Raw genomic sequence first — 16,762 nt, forward strand, 5'->3', positions numbered from 1 at the left:
TAAATTGTCTTCATCATCTTAGTTTAGAATTAGCGTTGGCATCATTCCGCCAGAAGATATTTAGACTCCAGCCTAAAAAACTTAACCCTACTAATAAAGGTGTGAACCAATCACCCCAGCGCACGTATAAATTTTGTGTCTGGCGACGATAGATAGTTTCTGCATGAGTTTCGTAGGTGTTGTATCCAGATATCCACAAGGTTCTACCGTGGGGATCAACAAAAGCTGAATATCCTGTATTTGTTGCCCGTGCTGACCATCTATCTGTTTCAATCGCCCTCATGATATCTTGTGCATGATGCTGGAATGGCATAGCAGCACTGTAATGGGCATCGTTGGAAGAACTGAGGATAAATTGTCCACCCGCCGCCGCTTGACTACGAAATACTTCCGGGAAGGCTGACTCATAACAAATACCGACGATCGCCCGACCGAATGGAGTATCAAAAATTTGGTTGGGTGAACCATGAACTTGGTGTTCATCCAGGGGTGACAAACGTTGTACCAAACCGCCAATAATGCCCTCAAAGGGAATATATTCACCTAAAGGTACTAACTTGGATTTATCGTAGCGGCTGGTAATTTCGCCTTGGCTGTTGACGGTAAATAGACTATTAGTATAACTGCGCCCGCGATCGCCAAAAGCACCTATCCAAGCAACTACACCTTTTTCCCGCACGGCTGAAACTAGGGGTGTTGTGGGCAGATTTCGTTGGAAAAATGGTAATGCGCCTTCTGGAGTGAGAACTGCTTCTACACCTTGGTTTACTAGAGTTAAATATCCATCGGTGTAGCCTGTAATGGCACGGCTCAATCCCTGGGGAAGCAACTTAATTTTATTGGGAATATTCCCCTGAACAATTCCTACCTTTAATGCTGTGTCTGATGATTTGGCAATAGGGGCGGTATATAAGCCGAAACCAATTAGATGTAGGGTAATTAATAATCCGGTGGCTATTGCTAAATATCTACCTAGCAAGCCCTGTTTGCGATTGAGCCACGCCTCAGCAACTATACCATTGACGCTGACAATTGCTGCTGTGACGAGATTCGGCCCGGAGATTTGCCCCAAGTGCAGAATTGCCAGGTTATGGGGTGATTGGGTATAAGCTAGGGAACTCCACCACAAAGGCCCGGCACTCCATAGGCTTTCTAAAACACACCACATAGCTGTACCAATAAGGATACGCAGCCAGGATTTTTGTTCAGAAATATGAGTTAAGCAAGCTGCCCAAATAGCGCCAAATAAACCACCATAGAAGCTAATAAATGACCAGCAAAATATGGTGATTGCCAAACTCGGCCACCAGGGAACACCCAACCAATCCATAGGATGAATACCGGTAATCCAAAAGAGGGCTACACCGTGATAGCCGATACCCCAGGTCAATCCCAGGAGGAGAAGAGATGAGGGGGGATAGTTTTTTCTTTTACTAGAAACTACGAATATCCATAGAGGGGCTAGGGCAATCCAAGCTAGAAACCATGCAGCAAAAGGGGCTACCGTTAGCCCCATGAATATGCCACTAGTTAGGGTAATTAGGGGAGGGAGCAGGGAAATAAGTCTCTCTCCCTGCTGTTTACTCAGCTTCTTCCTCATCACCAGTGTCGGGGGGAACTATAGCTACTCCAGTAATTGCGTCATCTTCATCTAGGCGTTGGACTCTAACACCTGTTGCCGATCGCGATTGAATGGAAATTGCGTTGACAGCTTGGCGTATAATGATCCCGCGATTTGTCACCATCATGATTTCGTTATCGCTGTTGACAATACCAAGGGTGGCTAATTTGTCTTTGGTTTTGCGATTTTTGAATTTAGTCGCCATTAAACCTTGTCCAGCACGATTTTGCAGGCGGAATTGGCTGACTGGTACGCGCTTGCCATAGCCTCCCATTGTGATGACTAACACCCAAGGCCCGACACTGGCAGTGCTAGATACTTCTACAGCTTCTAGGTTTTCTAAAGTTTCTAAGACTTCTGTTGTTTCTACGGCGGTTTCGATGTCTTCTGTTTCGATATCGTCGATGTCTGGTTCTTCAGTGTTTAACGTATCGAGAATTGCTGCCGGTAGAATATCCATCCCTACCAGTTCATCGCCTTTTTTCAGTTTCATGGATTTCACTCCACGGGTTGCCCTACCTAGAGGACGGAGTTGTTCGTGGGTACATCTAAAGTGAATTGCCATACCTAAACGAGAGCCAACAATAATGCTGTCCTCAACTCTAGCGCGGCGTACCCATCGCAGTTGGTCGCCTTCTTCTAAGGAAATAGCAATCAACCCATTGGCGCGGATATTACTAAATGCTGCCAATTCGGTTTTCTTGATGTTGCCGCCTTTGGTGAGCATGACCAGATATTCTTCACTGGTAAACTCATCCACAGGGACAATGGAGGTGATTTTTTCTTCTTTGGGAATGGGTAATAATTGGACAATGGGCGTACCCCTACTGGTGCGGGAACCCAAGGGTATTTGATAGGCTTTGAGGCAATAGACGACACCGCGATCGCTAAAAAATAGCACGCTGTCATGGTCACAACAAGTCAAGAAATGCTCAATGGTGTCATCATCTTTTACCTTAGCGGCGGCTTTACCTCTGGTAGCACGGCTTTGTGCTTCAAAGGTGTTGACTGGCATCCGTTTGATGTAACCTTGTTGTGTCAGGAGGATAATTGCTTTTTCGTTGGCGATGAGGTCACGCTCATCTATTTCACCCTCGGCGTGGGTAATTACGGTACGTCTAGGTGTGGCAAAGCTGGTTTTGATTTGGGTGATTTCGGTTTCGATGATTTCCAGTATCCGTTCCCGCCGTGCCAAAATATCTTGTAAATCGGCAATTTGGGTTTGTAAATCTTCGTGTTCTAGGCGGATTTTGTCGGCTTCTAAGGCAGTCAAACGGCGCAACTGCATCTGTAAAATTGCGTCGGCTTGGACTTCCGAAAGCATATAGGTGGTGATTAACTCCCCTTTAGCTGTGGGTGTATCGGAAGCACCACGAATCAAGTTAATAATTGCATCTAAATGAGATAGGGCAATTAATAACCCTTGTAAAAGATGATCCCGTTCTTCCGCTTTTCGCAGTTCGTAGCGGGTGCGTCTGGTAATGGATTCGATGCGGAAATCGAGGAAGACGTTTAAGAATTGTTTGAGGTTGAGAATTTGGGGTTCACCATTCACCAAGGCCAGCATATTGGCCCCGAAGTTGGCTTGTAGAGGCGTTTGCTTATAAAGGTTATTAAGGACTACGCGGGGATAGGCATCACGCTTGAGTTCGATGACAATTCGCATTCCGTCGCGATCGCTTTCATCTCGGATATCTGCAATGCCTTCAATCCGTTTGTCGTTCACCAACTCCGCTATTTTCTCAATTAGTGCGGCTTTGTTGGTTTGATATGGCAACTCAGTAATGATGATTGCTTCTCGGTCTGGTCTTCCCCTGTGTTCAATGGTTTCGATATTGGCCACACCACGCATGGTGATGGAACCGCGCCCTGTGGTGTAGGCTTCTTTAATCGCTCCCACCCCCAGAATTTGCGCCCCCGTAGGAAAGTCTGGCCCGTGGATGTATTGCATTAATTGCAGGTCAGTGATTTCTGGATTGTGAATCACTGCTACCACCCCATCAATTAATTCTCCTAAGTTATGAGGAGGAATATTGGTCGCCATCCCCACTGCGATCCCCGAAGAACCATTTAGTAGTAACTGGGGAATACGAGATGGCAAAACTGTGGGTTCTTGTTGGGAACCATCGAAGTTATCAGCAAAATCTACTGTTTCTGATTCGATGTCTTGGAGGAGGGCGGAACTGGTTAGGGCTTGTAGGCGACATTCTGTATAACGCATTGCCGCCGGGGGATCGTTATCTACAGAACCGAAGTTACCATGTCCGTTGACTAAGGGCGATCGCATGGAAAAATCCTGCGCCATCCGCACCAAGGCATCATATACTGCTGTGTCGCCGTGGGGGTGATATTTACCCAACACTTCCCCGACCACACGGGCGCATTTCTTAAAAGGGCGATCGTGGGTTAAACCCAATTCGTGCATGGCGTAGAGGATGCGACGATGCACAGGTTTTAGACCATCCCTGGCATCTGGTAGCGCCCTACCCACTATCACACTCATGGCGTATTCCAGATAAGACCGGGACATTTCGTTCCGCAGATCCGTCGGGATAATCCTCTCCTGTGAGGTTGTCATAACTTAAATAACTCCAAAAAACTTAGATTTTAGCCTTAGCGCTTGACATAGCGCCAAGTTATGCAAAATTTCTTTTGAATAGTTGCCATATTTTGATACAATTCTAACACAATATTCCCTGTGTCTGCCGAGATAGGTTATCTATAGGATCTCGCTATATATCTTGTTTAAACTGAGTTAGTTACTATTGTTTAATTTTCAATAAAAAACGAATTTGATTTTGAAAAACAAATTTTATAGTGAAGTTTTCTCAAAAGATTTCTATGTATTGAGTTGAGGGGCAATTAAGGAAATTTTTCATTCTCAAAAAAAGCCCATTCAACTAGCAAAAATAATTACCATAAAAAAGCTAAAATTAGCCAATTTTGATCACAGCAAATTTCTACTTATTGGTGTTTGTTTTGTTGCTGCATATTTGGCTATCATTGTGTTAATCATAACCAATAGACAATTCAAGACAAATAACCCTTTACCTTGGCACATTACTTAGTATTAAATATTTAATCCAACAACTGTTAACTCTGGTGGATGCTCAACAGTAAACTGATAAGATACTTCTTGTTTTACTTGGGGTGGGATAGTTAGTTTCCATTCTAAAATACCCATTTCACCTAGTTGAGTTGGAGGGTTGCTGCGGTTGAGGCGGACTTTAATTTGTTCATTGCGGCTTACGGGTAATTGTTCAGTTAATTGCAACTGAGTTTCTTGATTGAGTAAGTTAGTAATTATCAGACGATAACCATAAGTGGTGCGGCGTTGATTACCGATAAGTTTTTTATCTACTTGACGCTCAACTAGATCCCGTTCAATTTTTAAACCTTCATCAATTCCTAAGTTGAGTTTAAATTCTTGTCCTGGGGCAACATTTTCTAATTGAGTGATTCCAACATACATTTCATCACGGAAAATATTGGCTTTACCAGGTAATAAAGTCACGCCATCAGAACTGTTTTTTACATTAGCTTCCAGATACGCAAAACTAACCAAGCGTGGCATTGCTACATAATTAAAATTACAAGGGTAATCATCATGAAAAATTGTGATTTTATGAGGTGTGCCATCACTAGGAATATTACCACCACCATGAAGTTTAAATGTGACGATACTTCCTTCTTTGGAGACCTCCGCCGCGATATTTTCTGCTGAAATCAAACTATCATCGGCTGTTTCTGCTTCATCTTCTGCGGGAATTCCTGCCCCAGATGGAACAGTCGTAGTTGATATGGTGGGCAAAGAAGGGCTGGCGGCTAATTGTCGTCGCGATCGCCATACTTGAGGAGTTGGTGCGTCAATATACCAAGGTTTGAGTTTGGGTGGTAGTGTACCTAATCCTGGTTTGGCTGTAGATAAGGTAAGTGCCACATCTAGCCAATCTTCCCCTGTATTTTGGTTGACTTCAGCAAGGTAACTCAAATTTACGGTCTTATTTGTACTATTTAACCGTAAGTCATATAAGGGAGTCCAACTGGCATGATTCACCACGTAAGACACTTCCAGATCAAATTCACCTTCCCCCATAGCTTCAATTAGTGCAATCAAACTCACACTTTCTTGGGGATGGGGTGTTTGGATCATCTGCAAAGAGGCGCGGAGTGCTTGTATTTGCTTGTCTAATTCTTGTTGTTGGCTTTTACATTCCCCAGAGGCGATCGCATATTCGCTGTACTGGCTGCCTAAAAAGTTGAGAAAATCTAGAGTTTCGCTGAGGCTGAGATTTTTCCGCGATAGGCTTTGAGCAAACGGTTCTTCTGTCTTTTCCCGTAAACCTTCAATAAACTTAGCTTGTAAAGATAAAGCATCTACCTGGGCTTGCAGATGGCGTTTTTCCGTTTCTAATTGCTGAATTTGCCGATTTAAATGGGCGGCTCGTTCGGCCACAGGTTCAGTGGTATAGATGCGATCGCAGTTTACTCCCAACAAGCGCACCCCTACTGTACCTGCACCACTAACCCGAACAGAATCAGTTTCTAGAGTTACTGGCAGTGAATTAATCACCAATTCTCGTTCCGTTCCTGATAAGGAAACCTTACCCTTTCGTGTAACTAAGGCTTTGTCACTGTAAACTGTCACCGCTACAATCTGACTGTGTACTGTTGTTCGCCAAGATGGTGTTTCTTCCGGGTTAACCACTGCCAGTTTTTCCCTATGTTAAATGACGCTGCTGGTTAATTGTGAAATTTTCCAGGTCTACCCGTCAAGTAATTTGAAATGAATTGTCAGTATTGAGAGTCATGAGATATGTAAAGCCTCGTGGACATAGCTGCGGAATGTGTAGTCGGTGCTGAGTTAGGAGTAAAAATATATTTCTGATTCTCCCCCGGCCTTCTACTGTTACTCAACCACACTATACTCAGGCACAGCAACAGGGATATTTAGTTGCTCTGTTTGCTCTACAAACTTTTTGGCTGCATCTAGCAGATACTCATAGTAGGTACGAGCCACAATCGATAACTGTTTACCCGATGGGTAAACCATGTACCAAGTCCGCTTAATGGGGAAGTGCTGCACGTCCAGAATGCTGAATTCGGCGGCATCAGATAATAGGGTATGTCGAGATAAAACAGAAATTCCTAGTCCACCGGCGATCGCTTGTTTGATTGCCTCATTACTACCTAATTCCAGCTTCACTTTGACGGAAACACCTTGTTCTTCCAGTAGATTTTGTACAGCACGGCGTGTTCCCGAACCCGGTTCCCGCATAATAAAGGGTTCACTGGACAACCGTTGTATGGGAATATTTTTTTCTTGTGCTAGTGGATGATTTGCAGGAGCAAATACTACTAAAGGATTATCTAAAAATGGCTGACTAGTTACATCCAAATGCTCTGGGACTTGACTCATAATATACAAGTCATCCATGTTACTCATCATCCGCTCTAGGATGCGTTCGTGGTTTGTGACTTGCAAGGAAATGTCAATGCCTGGATAAAGTTGGCAAAAAGGCCCCAATAAGCGGGGAATAAAATATTTAGCAGTGGTAATTACTGCTAATCTTAATTGCCCTTGTTTTAGCCCTTTTAAATCAGCTACTTTCATCTCAAACTGGGCTATTGTCTCAAAGATCTGCCGACAGGTTGCGAATAATTCTCGTCCCGCTTCGGTCAAATATAAGCGCTTTCCCACCTGCTCAAATAGTGGTAAACCTACAGATTTTGTCAGCTGCTTGATTTGCATGGAGACGGTAGGTTGGGTGAGAAATAACTCCTCAGCAGCACGAGTAAAGCTACCGTGCCGTGCCGCAGCCTCGAACACCTTCAACTGGTGTAGCGTTGCTTGGTTCAAGGTAATTCTCCTCTAATAGCGATTTTATAGATATAAGACTAGTATCACTGAATACTTGCACATGATATTAATTCACCCATACGAAAGTCATGAGTTTATCATAGATAAAAATCTATCTTTGCTATCAGAAGGAGATGAATTTGCTTATAGATAAAGAAATTCATTCTCGTTATAAGTATGATTAAACCTCGAAAACTATAAGATTTTCTGACTGTTTGTAGTTTTGAAAACTCTTTTATATAGATAAAAATCTATTCTCGCTATCAGAACAAACTTCTTCCACTTATAGTGTAGAAAAGTTATTATCAAAAAAACAAGCAAAGCGTAAGATGCCTTCCAGCTGCAAGATGAATGTTGAATACTAGATACAGTAATGTTGAATCAGGATATTTCCAAATTCACTTTTATTTTAGTTAGTACTTCATCATTCATCATTCATCGTTCCATACTTCTTCTGTGATTTTCATAGGTAAAGCGGCTAAGTCTGGTAACTGTAACACTTCCCTTTCGGCAACTTGTTCTCTGATGTTTACCGGCAATCTCAAAGGTTGCTGATGCTCGATCCAGCAACTGGCGATCGGCAGGGTTTGCTCCAATTCATCTAATGGTCGAGGAATTACCATAACTGCGTTCAGTTCCCCAATTCGTTCCGCCTCAAACATTCCTGCTTCTACCGCGACTGCGACGTTAGCAACAGAGCCACGAATAATGGCTGTACACAAGCCCGCACCAATTTTTTCATAGGATGCCAACTGCACATCGGCCGATTTGAGCATGGCATCACAAGCACCTACCATTGCTGGAAAGCCCCGCGTTTCTACTAAACCAATTGCTTGGTTGCTCAATCGGCTGTATGTACCTTCTTCCATTAACTGGCTCAAGCGGTTAGTAATGGGCAAGACGACATCAAGATTGGGAAAAGGGCGGGGAATCACTAGGCTAGAAACCAGTTGTCCAAACTGTTCAGCAGTTTGCACACCGGATTCTACAGCCAGGCGAACATCAGCAATCCCACCTCTGACGATCGCCGTACAGTGACCACTGCCAATTTTTTCATAACCAACCAGGTGAACCCCAGCTGATTTCAACATCATGTCAGCTGTCCCCACGATCGCCGGAAAACTAAGAGTAGAGACTAACCCCAAGGCTGTGTCCCTGAGGTCGTCTTGACGACGATATGTCTGGTTTGTGCTAGTAGATCGCTGATTATACATCGTAAATTCTCCGAGATACTCACAACTTAACACTTACTCAGAGCTATCGTCAGAGACAGGGTTATTTAGGGCTTGTCTATGAGGAAACAATGTTACCAAAAGTCTTTGGATGCTCCCTTGCCCATAAATTTGAGTCCCGAAACTATTAGGGGATTCAGTGGCAGGTTGATCCGATGCTGAATCTTCTGGGCTAAGTTCTGTCACATTAGGGTCAGTCCCATTAGTAGTATTTTCTTCTACGGTAGCAGACTGATTCTCTGATGATGGCGGGGGTTCTGTTACAGAAACCGAATGCTGTTTAAATTCCACAAAAGCTGATGCTGAAAGGGTAGTTGAGGTAATCACCTTACTTTCATTTTCTTTAGGCTTTTGGGTAGTCTCACCAACCTGATTCTTAGATGTTGATGGTGATTGGGTAGCAGCAACTTGCCGCGTGGTATCACCTAAAATCGAACCTGGTGGCACTACTAAGGCTGGAGGAATAGAAGAGTTAAATAATGTTGTGGCTGCACCGATGCAAGCATTGATGCCAATTTTGCCTTGACCAACCATCAAAAAACCTGCTCCTAAGCTGGCTCCTGCTTCTACTTCTATGGTTCCCTCATCCACTTGGAGAATAGACCCCATGCCAATACAGACCCCTGCCCCGATGATGATTTTGCTGTTTGCAGCCGCTTGGAGTATCACCCCTGGTGCAATTACTGCACTCGGATGAATTGTCACCTCGCCACTAATGTATGAATCAAAGTTGTTGTGGAGGCGTAGTGGCGGCACAGACATGGAAATTTTAACCTCGGAAGCCGAATATCACTTGGGGACTGAGGACTGGGGACTGGGGACTGGGAAGGGGGAAATGGGGGGAATTTTCTCCCTGGTGGCCATAATCCTTGTTTCCCTAGTCTCTCATTCCTCGCTCCTTGTCCCTTCTACTATGGACGCTGAATGATTGTTTCCAACACTCGCCGCTTGGCTTTGGGGTCGATACCAATCAAGCGCACATATTCTCCAGCAAATTCGGATAAGGAGGCTTCTATGACTGCGATCGCTTCTCTTTCGGAAGTAGCTGAAATTGCTCCGGTACTACTCCAAGAACCAGTACGGAATCTTCTTTGATCTACGTGTTCAATACTGAGTTTATACCCGCCACCCAGTATTTGCCGCACCTGATCTACTACTTCTGTACTTAACCGAGTAGCTGTTGCGGTAGCTGTTCCGGATGAGGCAGAGGAGGCACTCACTACGGTTCTGGGACTACTCGATGGAGCTACTTGACCGTTGGGACGTTGGATAATACTTTCCAGTACACGCCGTTTAGCTTTCGGATCAATGCCGATTAGGCGGATGTACTCACCTTGATGACTGTCGATACATTCTTCTAAGGCCGCCACTACTTCGCCTGCGGAAGTTGCTTCAATTGGCTTACAGCTATTCCAAGAACCTGTACGGAAGCGGCGCTCATCTACGTGTTCTGTGCCAATCTTGTAACCACCAGCCAATAACTGGCGAATTTGGTCTACGGTTTCAGCGCTGACTTTGCCACTAGTTGCACCGTTGCTATAACCGTTGCCATTGCCGTTGCTGTGGTAACTACCATTGCCATTGGTGTTACTAGCAGGTGCTTTGAAGCTGGTAGAACCTGCCACCACACCATCGGGACGTTGGATAATTGTTTCTAAAACTCGTCGTTTACCTTTGGGATCAATGCCAAACAAACGCACATACTCGCCACTATGGTCAGCTAAACAAGCTTCTAAAGCTGCTAAAGCATCACCTACGGATCTAGCTTCAATCGGCTGGCAACTAGTCCAAGAACCTGTACGAAATCTTCTTTGATCTACGTGTTCTGAACCAATTTTATAGCCTTGCTCTAATAAATAGCGTACCTGCTCTATGGTTTCTGCACCCAAGCTGTTGCTTGCCACTTCACTACTCCTTTCTAACCCAATAACTGTAGTACTTGTATAAGATTTAACTTGATCATTGCGAAGGGGGGCAATACACTTGCTATCCGCAGCACAAAGATATCCAGCCCGCAATGCTTGATTAATCCCAATTACGTGATGAGCAAAATCCCTGTCTTGGGGTTGCACATCTGGCAAGCGATCGGCCTGCTTTTGGTTAGTGATGATCGCTCCTGACGGAACATACTTACCAGGGGGAACTTCTACGTCCTTAATTAAAGCGTGCATCATAACGATGCAACCTGCTCCTACCTTGGCATTAAATACCGTAGAGCGAAAACCAATAAACGAGTTATCCCCAACGTAAGCAGGGCCATGAATCAGCGCCATATGTGTCAAGGACGCGCTGCTACCCACCCAAACTGAGTATTCTTTGTTGTCATCGCCAACGACTCTACCTTGCTCTAAACCGTGAATCACTACACCATCTTGAATATTGGTATTTTCACCAATATGAAAGGGTGTGCCTTCATCGGCTCTAATTGAAGTCCCTGGGGCAATGATGACATTTGCACCGATATGGACATCCCCAATAATGTTAGAAAACGGATGTACAAAGGCGCTTTCATGGATTTGGGCTTCAGCTAAACTCCTCGACCACGGGGTTGGGGGTGCCGCCGTGCTGCGGACTGCCATTGCGAGATTCCTCCTGAATTTTGTCGGTTGTCAGTTGTCAGTTGTCGGTTGTCTAATCTTCAGTTGTTTTGCCACTGACCAATGACTAACGACTAATGACTCATGACTATCTATATTGGTCTTTTTTGCTGTAAATCAGACGATCTTCGACGTGAATAGTATCAATTATCGCCACTACTGCCGCATCTACAGGACGTTGCTCATTACCAAGTAATTGACGCGCCGCACTACCACGGCTAATCAATACCCATTCGTCAAATCCTGCACCTACGCTATTATCTGCGGCTACCTCGTATTTTTGGAGGAGGTTTCCTTCTTCATCTACTAATTGCAACAACAGTAGTTTCACACCCCTAAGACTTGGATCTTTTTGGGTGCTAACTACTGTGCCACGAACTTTAGCAATTTGCATTACTAATTATGGTCTTCTGCCGAAAGGACGAATTGCGTTCACATTTTCCCGAAACTGCTCTACGTCTTCGGTATAACGAATTGGCAAGACGTATTCTAAGTTTTCGTGAGGACGAGCAATGATGTGTGTAGACAATACTTGTCCGCCGTTGACGCGTTTAACTGATTCAACACCTGCGGCTACAGATGCTTGTACTTCAGATACGTCGCCTCTAACGATTACTGTTACCCGACCGCTACCAATTTTCTCGTAGCCTACTAGAGTGACACGAGCGGCTTTCACCATCGCGTCTGCTGCTTCTACCACTGCTGGAAAGCCTAGCGTTTCTACCATTCCCACTGCAATAGACATTTCTTTTTGATTCCCAAATAAAGTTTCTAGCCTTGGATTCCAGTCATGCTCAAGACGGCAACCCCATCAATGTGTTTTTTTACTCGGCTTTTGGCACAGCGCAGTGTAAAGAAAACTACCATTCAAGATTGATAAAAAGCTTGCCTACTAACTCAGCTTTTTATCTTCTCCTGTAGTGTTGTTAGGTGCGGAACTGTTCTACGGCTTCTGTATAACGAATCGGTAAGACATATTCCAGGTTTTCATGGGGGCGAGCAATGATGTGGGTAGATACTACTTCACCACCATTTACTCTTCTTGCGGCTTCTATGCCAGCAGCTACGGAGGCTTGTACCTCAGAGACATCCCCCCGCACAATTACGGTGACTCTAGCACTCCCAATTTTTTCATATCCTACCAAAGTTACGCGGGCAGCTTTCACCATCGCGTCAGCAGCTTCTACTACTGCGGGAAAGCCTTTAGTCTCAATCATTCCAACTGCAATTGGCATCGCAGAACTCCTAAAAAATGAATCCAATCAGTACTGTGATTTGAAATTTTGGACGGGGAAGCTCATCTTGAGCTGTCAAAACACTTCCAAAATAAGCATAGAAAAGCTTGGCGTTTCTGGCAATATAAATTAGTATAATAGTTTATGATAAAAAAGTTTAAAAAAACTTAATAAATATTTATGGCGTGGTTGTTAGCAATGAAAGTTCATTGATTCCTAGAGCAACCGCTTATGCTTTATAATTTTTTTATGTCATTCATAAAAAGACATTGATAATCAGGACTAACTCTATCTTGCGAGGAGTGTTCAGAGGCTGTATGTTTTACTGTTTCTGTCTTTCCTCTATTTTTTAGGGCAGTTCAATGTTGCCTAAAAAATGTATAAGTTTTATTAATATGTTAGATAAATTAATTTACTTAAGACAGAAACAGTGCCTTGGGAGCAGAAAGAAAGATTTAATAAAAGCGAACATTTTTTCAGAAAGAAACCTATAGTCAATTAAACCTTAGTAAGGGAGCATAATTACAAAATAATCGTTTAAGTTTAGTGAAAAGAAAGTTAAAAAAAGCATATTTTTTGGCAAATTTTATTTTTTTTAGTAAATGATTGTTTTAAGAGTTTTAGAAAAGTTAAGGCTGAGTCTTCAAGGGAAATCTAAATGAATCAGTTTCTATTTGCAACAAGTTGGTGTGTGCCTTTTTACAGCTTGCTAGGCGCACTGTTGACATTACCTTGGGGAATAGGAATAGTTCGACGCACTGGGCCTAGGCCTGCGGCGTATTTTAACTTGTTGACTACCATTGTGGGCTTTGCTCATAGCCTATGGGTATTTAAGGATATTTGGAGCAGAGAACAAGAAAATTTAGTGATTACTTGGTTTCAAGCTGCGGATTTAAACTTATCCTTTGCGTTGGAACTCTCACCTGTCAGCATGGGAGCGACAGTATTAATCACAGGGTTAAGTTTGTTAGCGCAAATTTATGCCTTGGGTTACATGGAGAAAGACTGGTCATTGGCGCGTTTTTTCGGTCTGCTCGGCTTTTTTGAAGCAGCACTGAGCGGTTTAGCTATTAGCGACTCTTTATTTCTCAGCTATGGACTATTGGAAATATTGACGCTTTCCACTTACTTACTTGTAGGTTTTTGGTACGCTCAACCGCTAGTGGTAACAGCTGCACGGGATGCTTTTTGGACAAAGCGCGTGGGTGACTTGTTGCTGTTGATGGCTGTAGTCACACTTTCCACCTTAGCGGGTAGTTTGAACTTTTCAGATTTATATGAGTGGGTACAAACTGCGAATTTAGACCCCGTAACTGCAACATTGTTGTGTTTAGGGTTGATTGCGGGCCCGGCTGGTAAATGCGCTCAGTTCCCCTTGCATCTGTGGTTGGATGAGGCTATGGAAGGGCCCAACCCAGCATCTGTGATGCGGAACTCACTGGTGGTTGCTGGTGGTGCTTATCTATTATACAAACTACAACCAATTTTAATTCTGTCGCCAGTGGCGTTGAATGTGCTGATTATCATTGGTGGGGTGACAGCAATTGGTGCTAGTTTGGTTTCCATTGCTCAGACTGATATTAAGCGGGCTTTGTCTCATTCCACCAGTGCATATATGGGTTTGGTTTTTCTGGCGGTGGGCTTAGAACAGGGTGGTGTAGCTTTGATGCTGTTGTTGACCCATGCGATCGCCAAAGCGTTACTATTTATGAGTTCGGGTTCTGTCATATTCACGACTCATAGTCAAGACTTGACAGAGATGGGTGGTTTATGGTCACGGATGCCAGCTACTACGACTGCCTTTGTGGTTGGTTCTGCCGGGATGGTGACACTGTTACCACTAGGTAGCTTTTGGGCGATGTTGTCTTGGGCTGACGGTTTGGTAAGAGTTAGCCCTTGGGTAATTGGAGTTTTAATTTTAGTCAATGGTTTGACGGCTTTGAACTTGACGCGAGTATTTAGACTGGCATTTTGGGGTCAACCGCAACAAAAGACCCGCCGTGCGCCAGAGGTTGGCTGGACAATGGCTTTCCCGATGGTGACATTGATAATATTGACTTTATTATTACCCCTGATGTTACAGCAGTGGTACTTATTACCAGCTTGGGAAAGTATTGACTGGTACGTTGTTTTAGTTTTGGTTTCCTCTACGGTGGCTGGTGTAGTGATTGGGTCAACGATTCATTTACACAAAGCTTGGTCTCGTTCCACAGTTTTGGCTTGGAGATTCATACAGGATTTATTGGGTTATGACTTCTACATTGACCGCATTTATCGCTTGACAGTTGTGAGTGCAGTAGCTTTATTGTCGAGGATTTCTGCTTGGAGCGATCGCTATTTAGTTGATGGTTTAGTGAACTTAGTGGGCTTTGCCACAATTTTCGGCGGGCAAGGTTTGAAATATAGCATTTCCGGTCAATCCCAAGGATATATGTTGACTATCCTCGCCGTAGTTGGTGCTTTAGGCTTTTTCATTAGCTGGTCATTAGGCTTACTGGATAAATTGCCTTTTTAGTCAGTTGTCAATAGAAGAGACGTGCATACAACGTCTGTACATTAATTCTTCCCCCTGCCTAAACTTCCTCATTTCCCCATGATTATCTATGCTTAGTGTATTGATCTTTGCCCCATTGTTGGGTGCGCTGCTAATTGGTCTACTCCCATCTGGTATTAATGGGAGAAGTTCCCGTAATGTGGCATTGATTTTTGCCAGTGTGACTTTTCTGTGGTCGGTGATACTGGCTAGCCAGTTTCAACCAGGAGAAGTTAACCAACAGTTTAGTGAGTTTCTACCTTGGATAGATACCTTGGGATTGAGTTATAATCTTGGTGTGGATGGTCTATCTTTGCCATTGCTGGTGTTGAATGGATTATTAACTGGCATTGCCATTTACAGCAGCGATGAATCCTTGCAACGTCCCAAGTTTTATTACTCCTTGATATTGGTGTTGAGTGCTGGGGTATCAGGAGCCTTTCTGGCACAAGATTTACTACTATTCTTCCTGTTTTACGAGCTGGAACTCATTCCTCTGTATCTCTTAATTGCAATTTGGGGTGGTGCAAGACGAGGCTATGCAGCTACGAAATTTTTGATCTACACTGCTTTTTCGGGAATTTTGATTTTAGCCAGTTTCTTGGGCTTGGTTTGGTTGAGTGGGTCTGGTAGTTTTGCACTATCAACCTTAAATGCTCAGTCTCTACCCTTAGCAACTCAACTATTACTTCTAGCAGGGATTTTAGTAGGTTTTGGCATCAAAATGCCCTTAGTTCCTTTTCACACTTGGTTACCAGATGCACACGTTGAAGCCTCTACACCGATTTCTGTGTTGCTGGCTGGGGTACTGTTGAAGTTGGGAACTTATGGCTTGTTGCGATTTGGGATGAACTTGTTACCAGCAGCCTGGAATTATTTAGCACCTTGGTTGGCGGCTTGGGCGGTGGTAAGTGTGTTGTATGGTTCATCATGTGCGATCGCGCAAACAGACATGAAAAAAATGGTAGCCTACAGTTCAATAGGACATATGGGCTATGTGCTGTTAGCGGCGGCGGCAGCTACACCTTTAAGTACCTTGGGCGCTGTCATGCAGATGATTAGCCACGGTTTAATTTCGGCACTGTTGTTTTTGTTGGTGGGGGTTGTGTATAAAAAAGCAGGTAGCCGCGATTTAGATGTAATCCGAGGCTTATTGAACCCAGAACGGGGTATGCCTGTAATTGGTACTTTGATGATTGTTGGCGTGATGGCTAGCGCCGGGACTCCGGGGATGGTGGGATTTATCTCCGAATTTATTATATTTCGGGGTTCTTTTGCGGTTTTTCCGGTGCAAACCCTGTTGTCGATGATTGGTACTGGGTTAACGGCGGTTTACTTTTTAATTCTCGTCAATAAAGCATTTTTTGGGCGCTTATCGGCCCAGGTGATGAATTTACCACGGATTTATTGGAGCGATCGCGCTCCTGCCTTTATCTTAGCGGTGCTAATTGTGATTTTTGGTATCCAACCTTCTTGGTTAGCCCGTTGGACTGAACCTACCATTACAGCTATGTTTAGTGTTGAAAGTACGGTGGCAACAGTCTCTTTAAATAAAGTAAAGGAGAAAAGTTAATAGTGGGTAATGGGTAATGGGTAATTGAAGTTTATTTACCTTTTACCTATTACTAACCTCCAAGAATAATATACATCTACAAACAGAAAAATATTTTTATTGATGACGGAG

The 16,762-nt window shown here is 43.9% G+C and carries 12 protein-coding genes; 2 read left to right on the forward strand and 10 right to left on the reverse strand.

Annotated features, from left to right (window positions below; all coding sequences use genetic code 11):
• Positions 1–13 precede the first annotated feature (13 nt).
• From lnt to ACN222_RS04300, 10 genes are all read right to left on the reverse strand, one after another.
• The gene (gene lnt, locus ACN222_RS04255) at positions 14–1,600 is read right to left on the reverse strand and encodes an apolipoprotein N-acyltransferase (protein ID WP_010995033.1); all 1,587 of its coding nucleotides are present in this window, start codon (positions 1,598–1,600) and stop codon (positions 14–16) included.
• Complete coding sequence (gene gyrA / locus ACN222_RS04260; RefSeq protein ID WP_010995034.1) at positions 1,581–4,199, reverse strand: DNA topoisomerase (ATP-hydrolyzing) subunit A; 2,619 nt, start codon at positions 4,197–4,199, stop codon at positions 1,581–1,583. The genes lnt and gyrA overlap by 20 nt, the downstream gene beginning before the upstream one ends.
• Positions 4,200–4,691: 492 nt before the next feature.
• Positions 4,692–6,329 (reverse strand): mucoidy inhibitor MuiA family protein, encoded by a 1,638-nt coding sequence (locus ACN222_RS04265; protein ID WP_010995035.1) that lies wholly within the window; start codon positions 6,327–6,329, stop codon positions 4,692–4,694.
• A gap of 201 nt (positions 6,330–6,530) precedes the next feature.
• Positions 6,531–7,481, reverse strand: a complete 951-nt coding sequence (locus ACN222_RS04270; RefSeq protein WP_044520747.1) for a LysR family transcriptional regulator — start codon at positions 7,479–7,481, stop codon at positions 6,531–6,533.
• 431 nt (positions 7,482–7,912) lie between these two features.
• Entirely contained in the window at positions 7,913–8,695 is a 783-nt protein-coding gene (locus ACN222_RS04275; RefSeq protein WP_044520749.1) for a carbon dioxide-concentrating mechanism protein CcmK, read from the reverse strand.
• A 33-nt stretch (positions 8,696–8,728) separates the two neighbouring features.
• Positions 8,729–9,475 (reverse strand): transferase, encoded by a 747-nt coding sequence (locus ACN222_RS04280; protein ID WP_010995038.1) that lies wholly within the window; start codon positions 9,473–9,475, stop codon positions 8,729–8,731.
• Between the two features lie 149 nt (positions 9,476–9,624).
• Entirely contained in the window at positions 9,625–11,292 is a 1,668-nt protein-coding gene (locus ACN222_RS04285; protein ID WP_010995039.1) for a ribulose bisphosphate carboxylase small subunit, read from the reverse strand.
• 106 nt (positions 11,293–11,398) lie between these two features.
• The gene (locus ACN222_RS04290) at positions 11,399–11,704 is read right to left on the reverse strand and encodes a EutN/CcmL family microcompartment protein (RefSeq protein WP_010995040.1); all 306 of its coding nucleotides are present in this window, start codon (positions 11,702–11,704) and stop codon (positions 11,399–11,401) included.
• 6 nt (positions 11,705–11,710) lie between these two features.
• Positions 11,711–12,055: a carbon dioxide-concentrating mechanism protein CcmK gene (locus tag ACN222_RS04295; protein WP_010995041.1), complete on the reverse strand. Its 345-nt coding sequence runs from the start codon at positions 12,053–12,055 to the stop codon at positions 11,711–11,713.
• A 181-nt stretch (positions 12,056–12,236) separates the two neighbouring features.
• A complete protein-coding gene (locus ACN222_RS04300; RefSeq protein WP_010995042.1) occupies positions 12,237–12,545 on the reverse strand; it encodes a carbon dioxide-concentrating mechanism protein CcmK in 309 nt (102 codons plus the stop codon).
• Between the two features lie 658 nt (positions 12,546–13,203).
• Here ACN222_RS04300 and ACN222_RS04305 point away from each other — a divergent pair.
• Entirely contained in the window at positions 13,204–15,060 is a 1,857-nt protein-coding gene (locus tag ACN222_RS04305) for an NAD(P)H-quinone oxidoreductase subunit F (protein WP_010995043.1), read from the forward strand.
• 88 nt (positions 15,061–15,148) lie between these two features.
• The gene (locus ACN222_RS04310; protein WP_010995044.1) at positions 15,149–16,651 is read left to right on the forward strand and encodes an NADH-quinone oxidoreductase subunit M; all 1,503 of its coding nucleotides are present in this window, start codon (positions 15,149–15,151) and stop codon (positions 16,649–16,651) included.
• Positions 16,652–16,762 lie beyond the last annotated feature (111 nt).

The organism is Anabaena sp. FACHB-595 (genome assembly GCF_048568275.1).
Taxonomy (GTDB): domain Bacteria; phylum Cyanobacteriota; class Cyanobacteriia; order Cyanobacteriales; family Nostocaceae; genus Trichormus.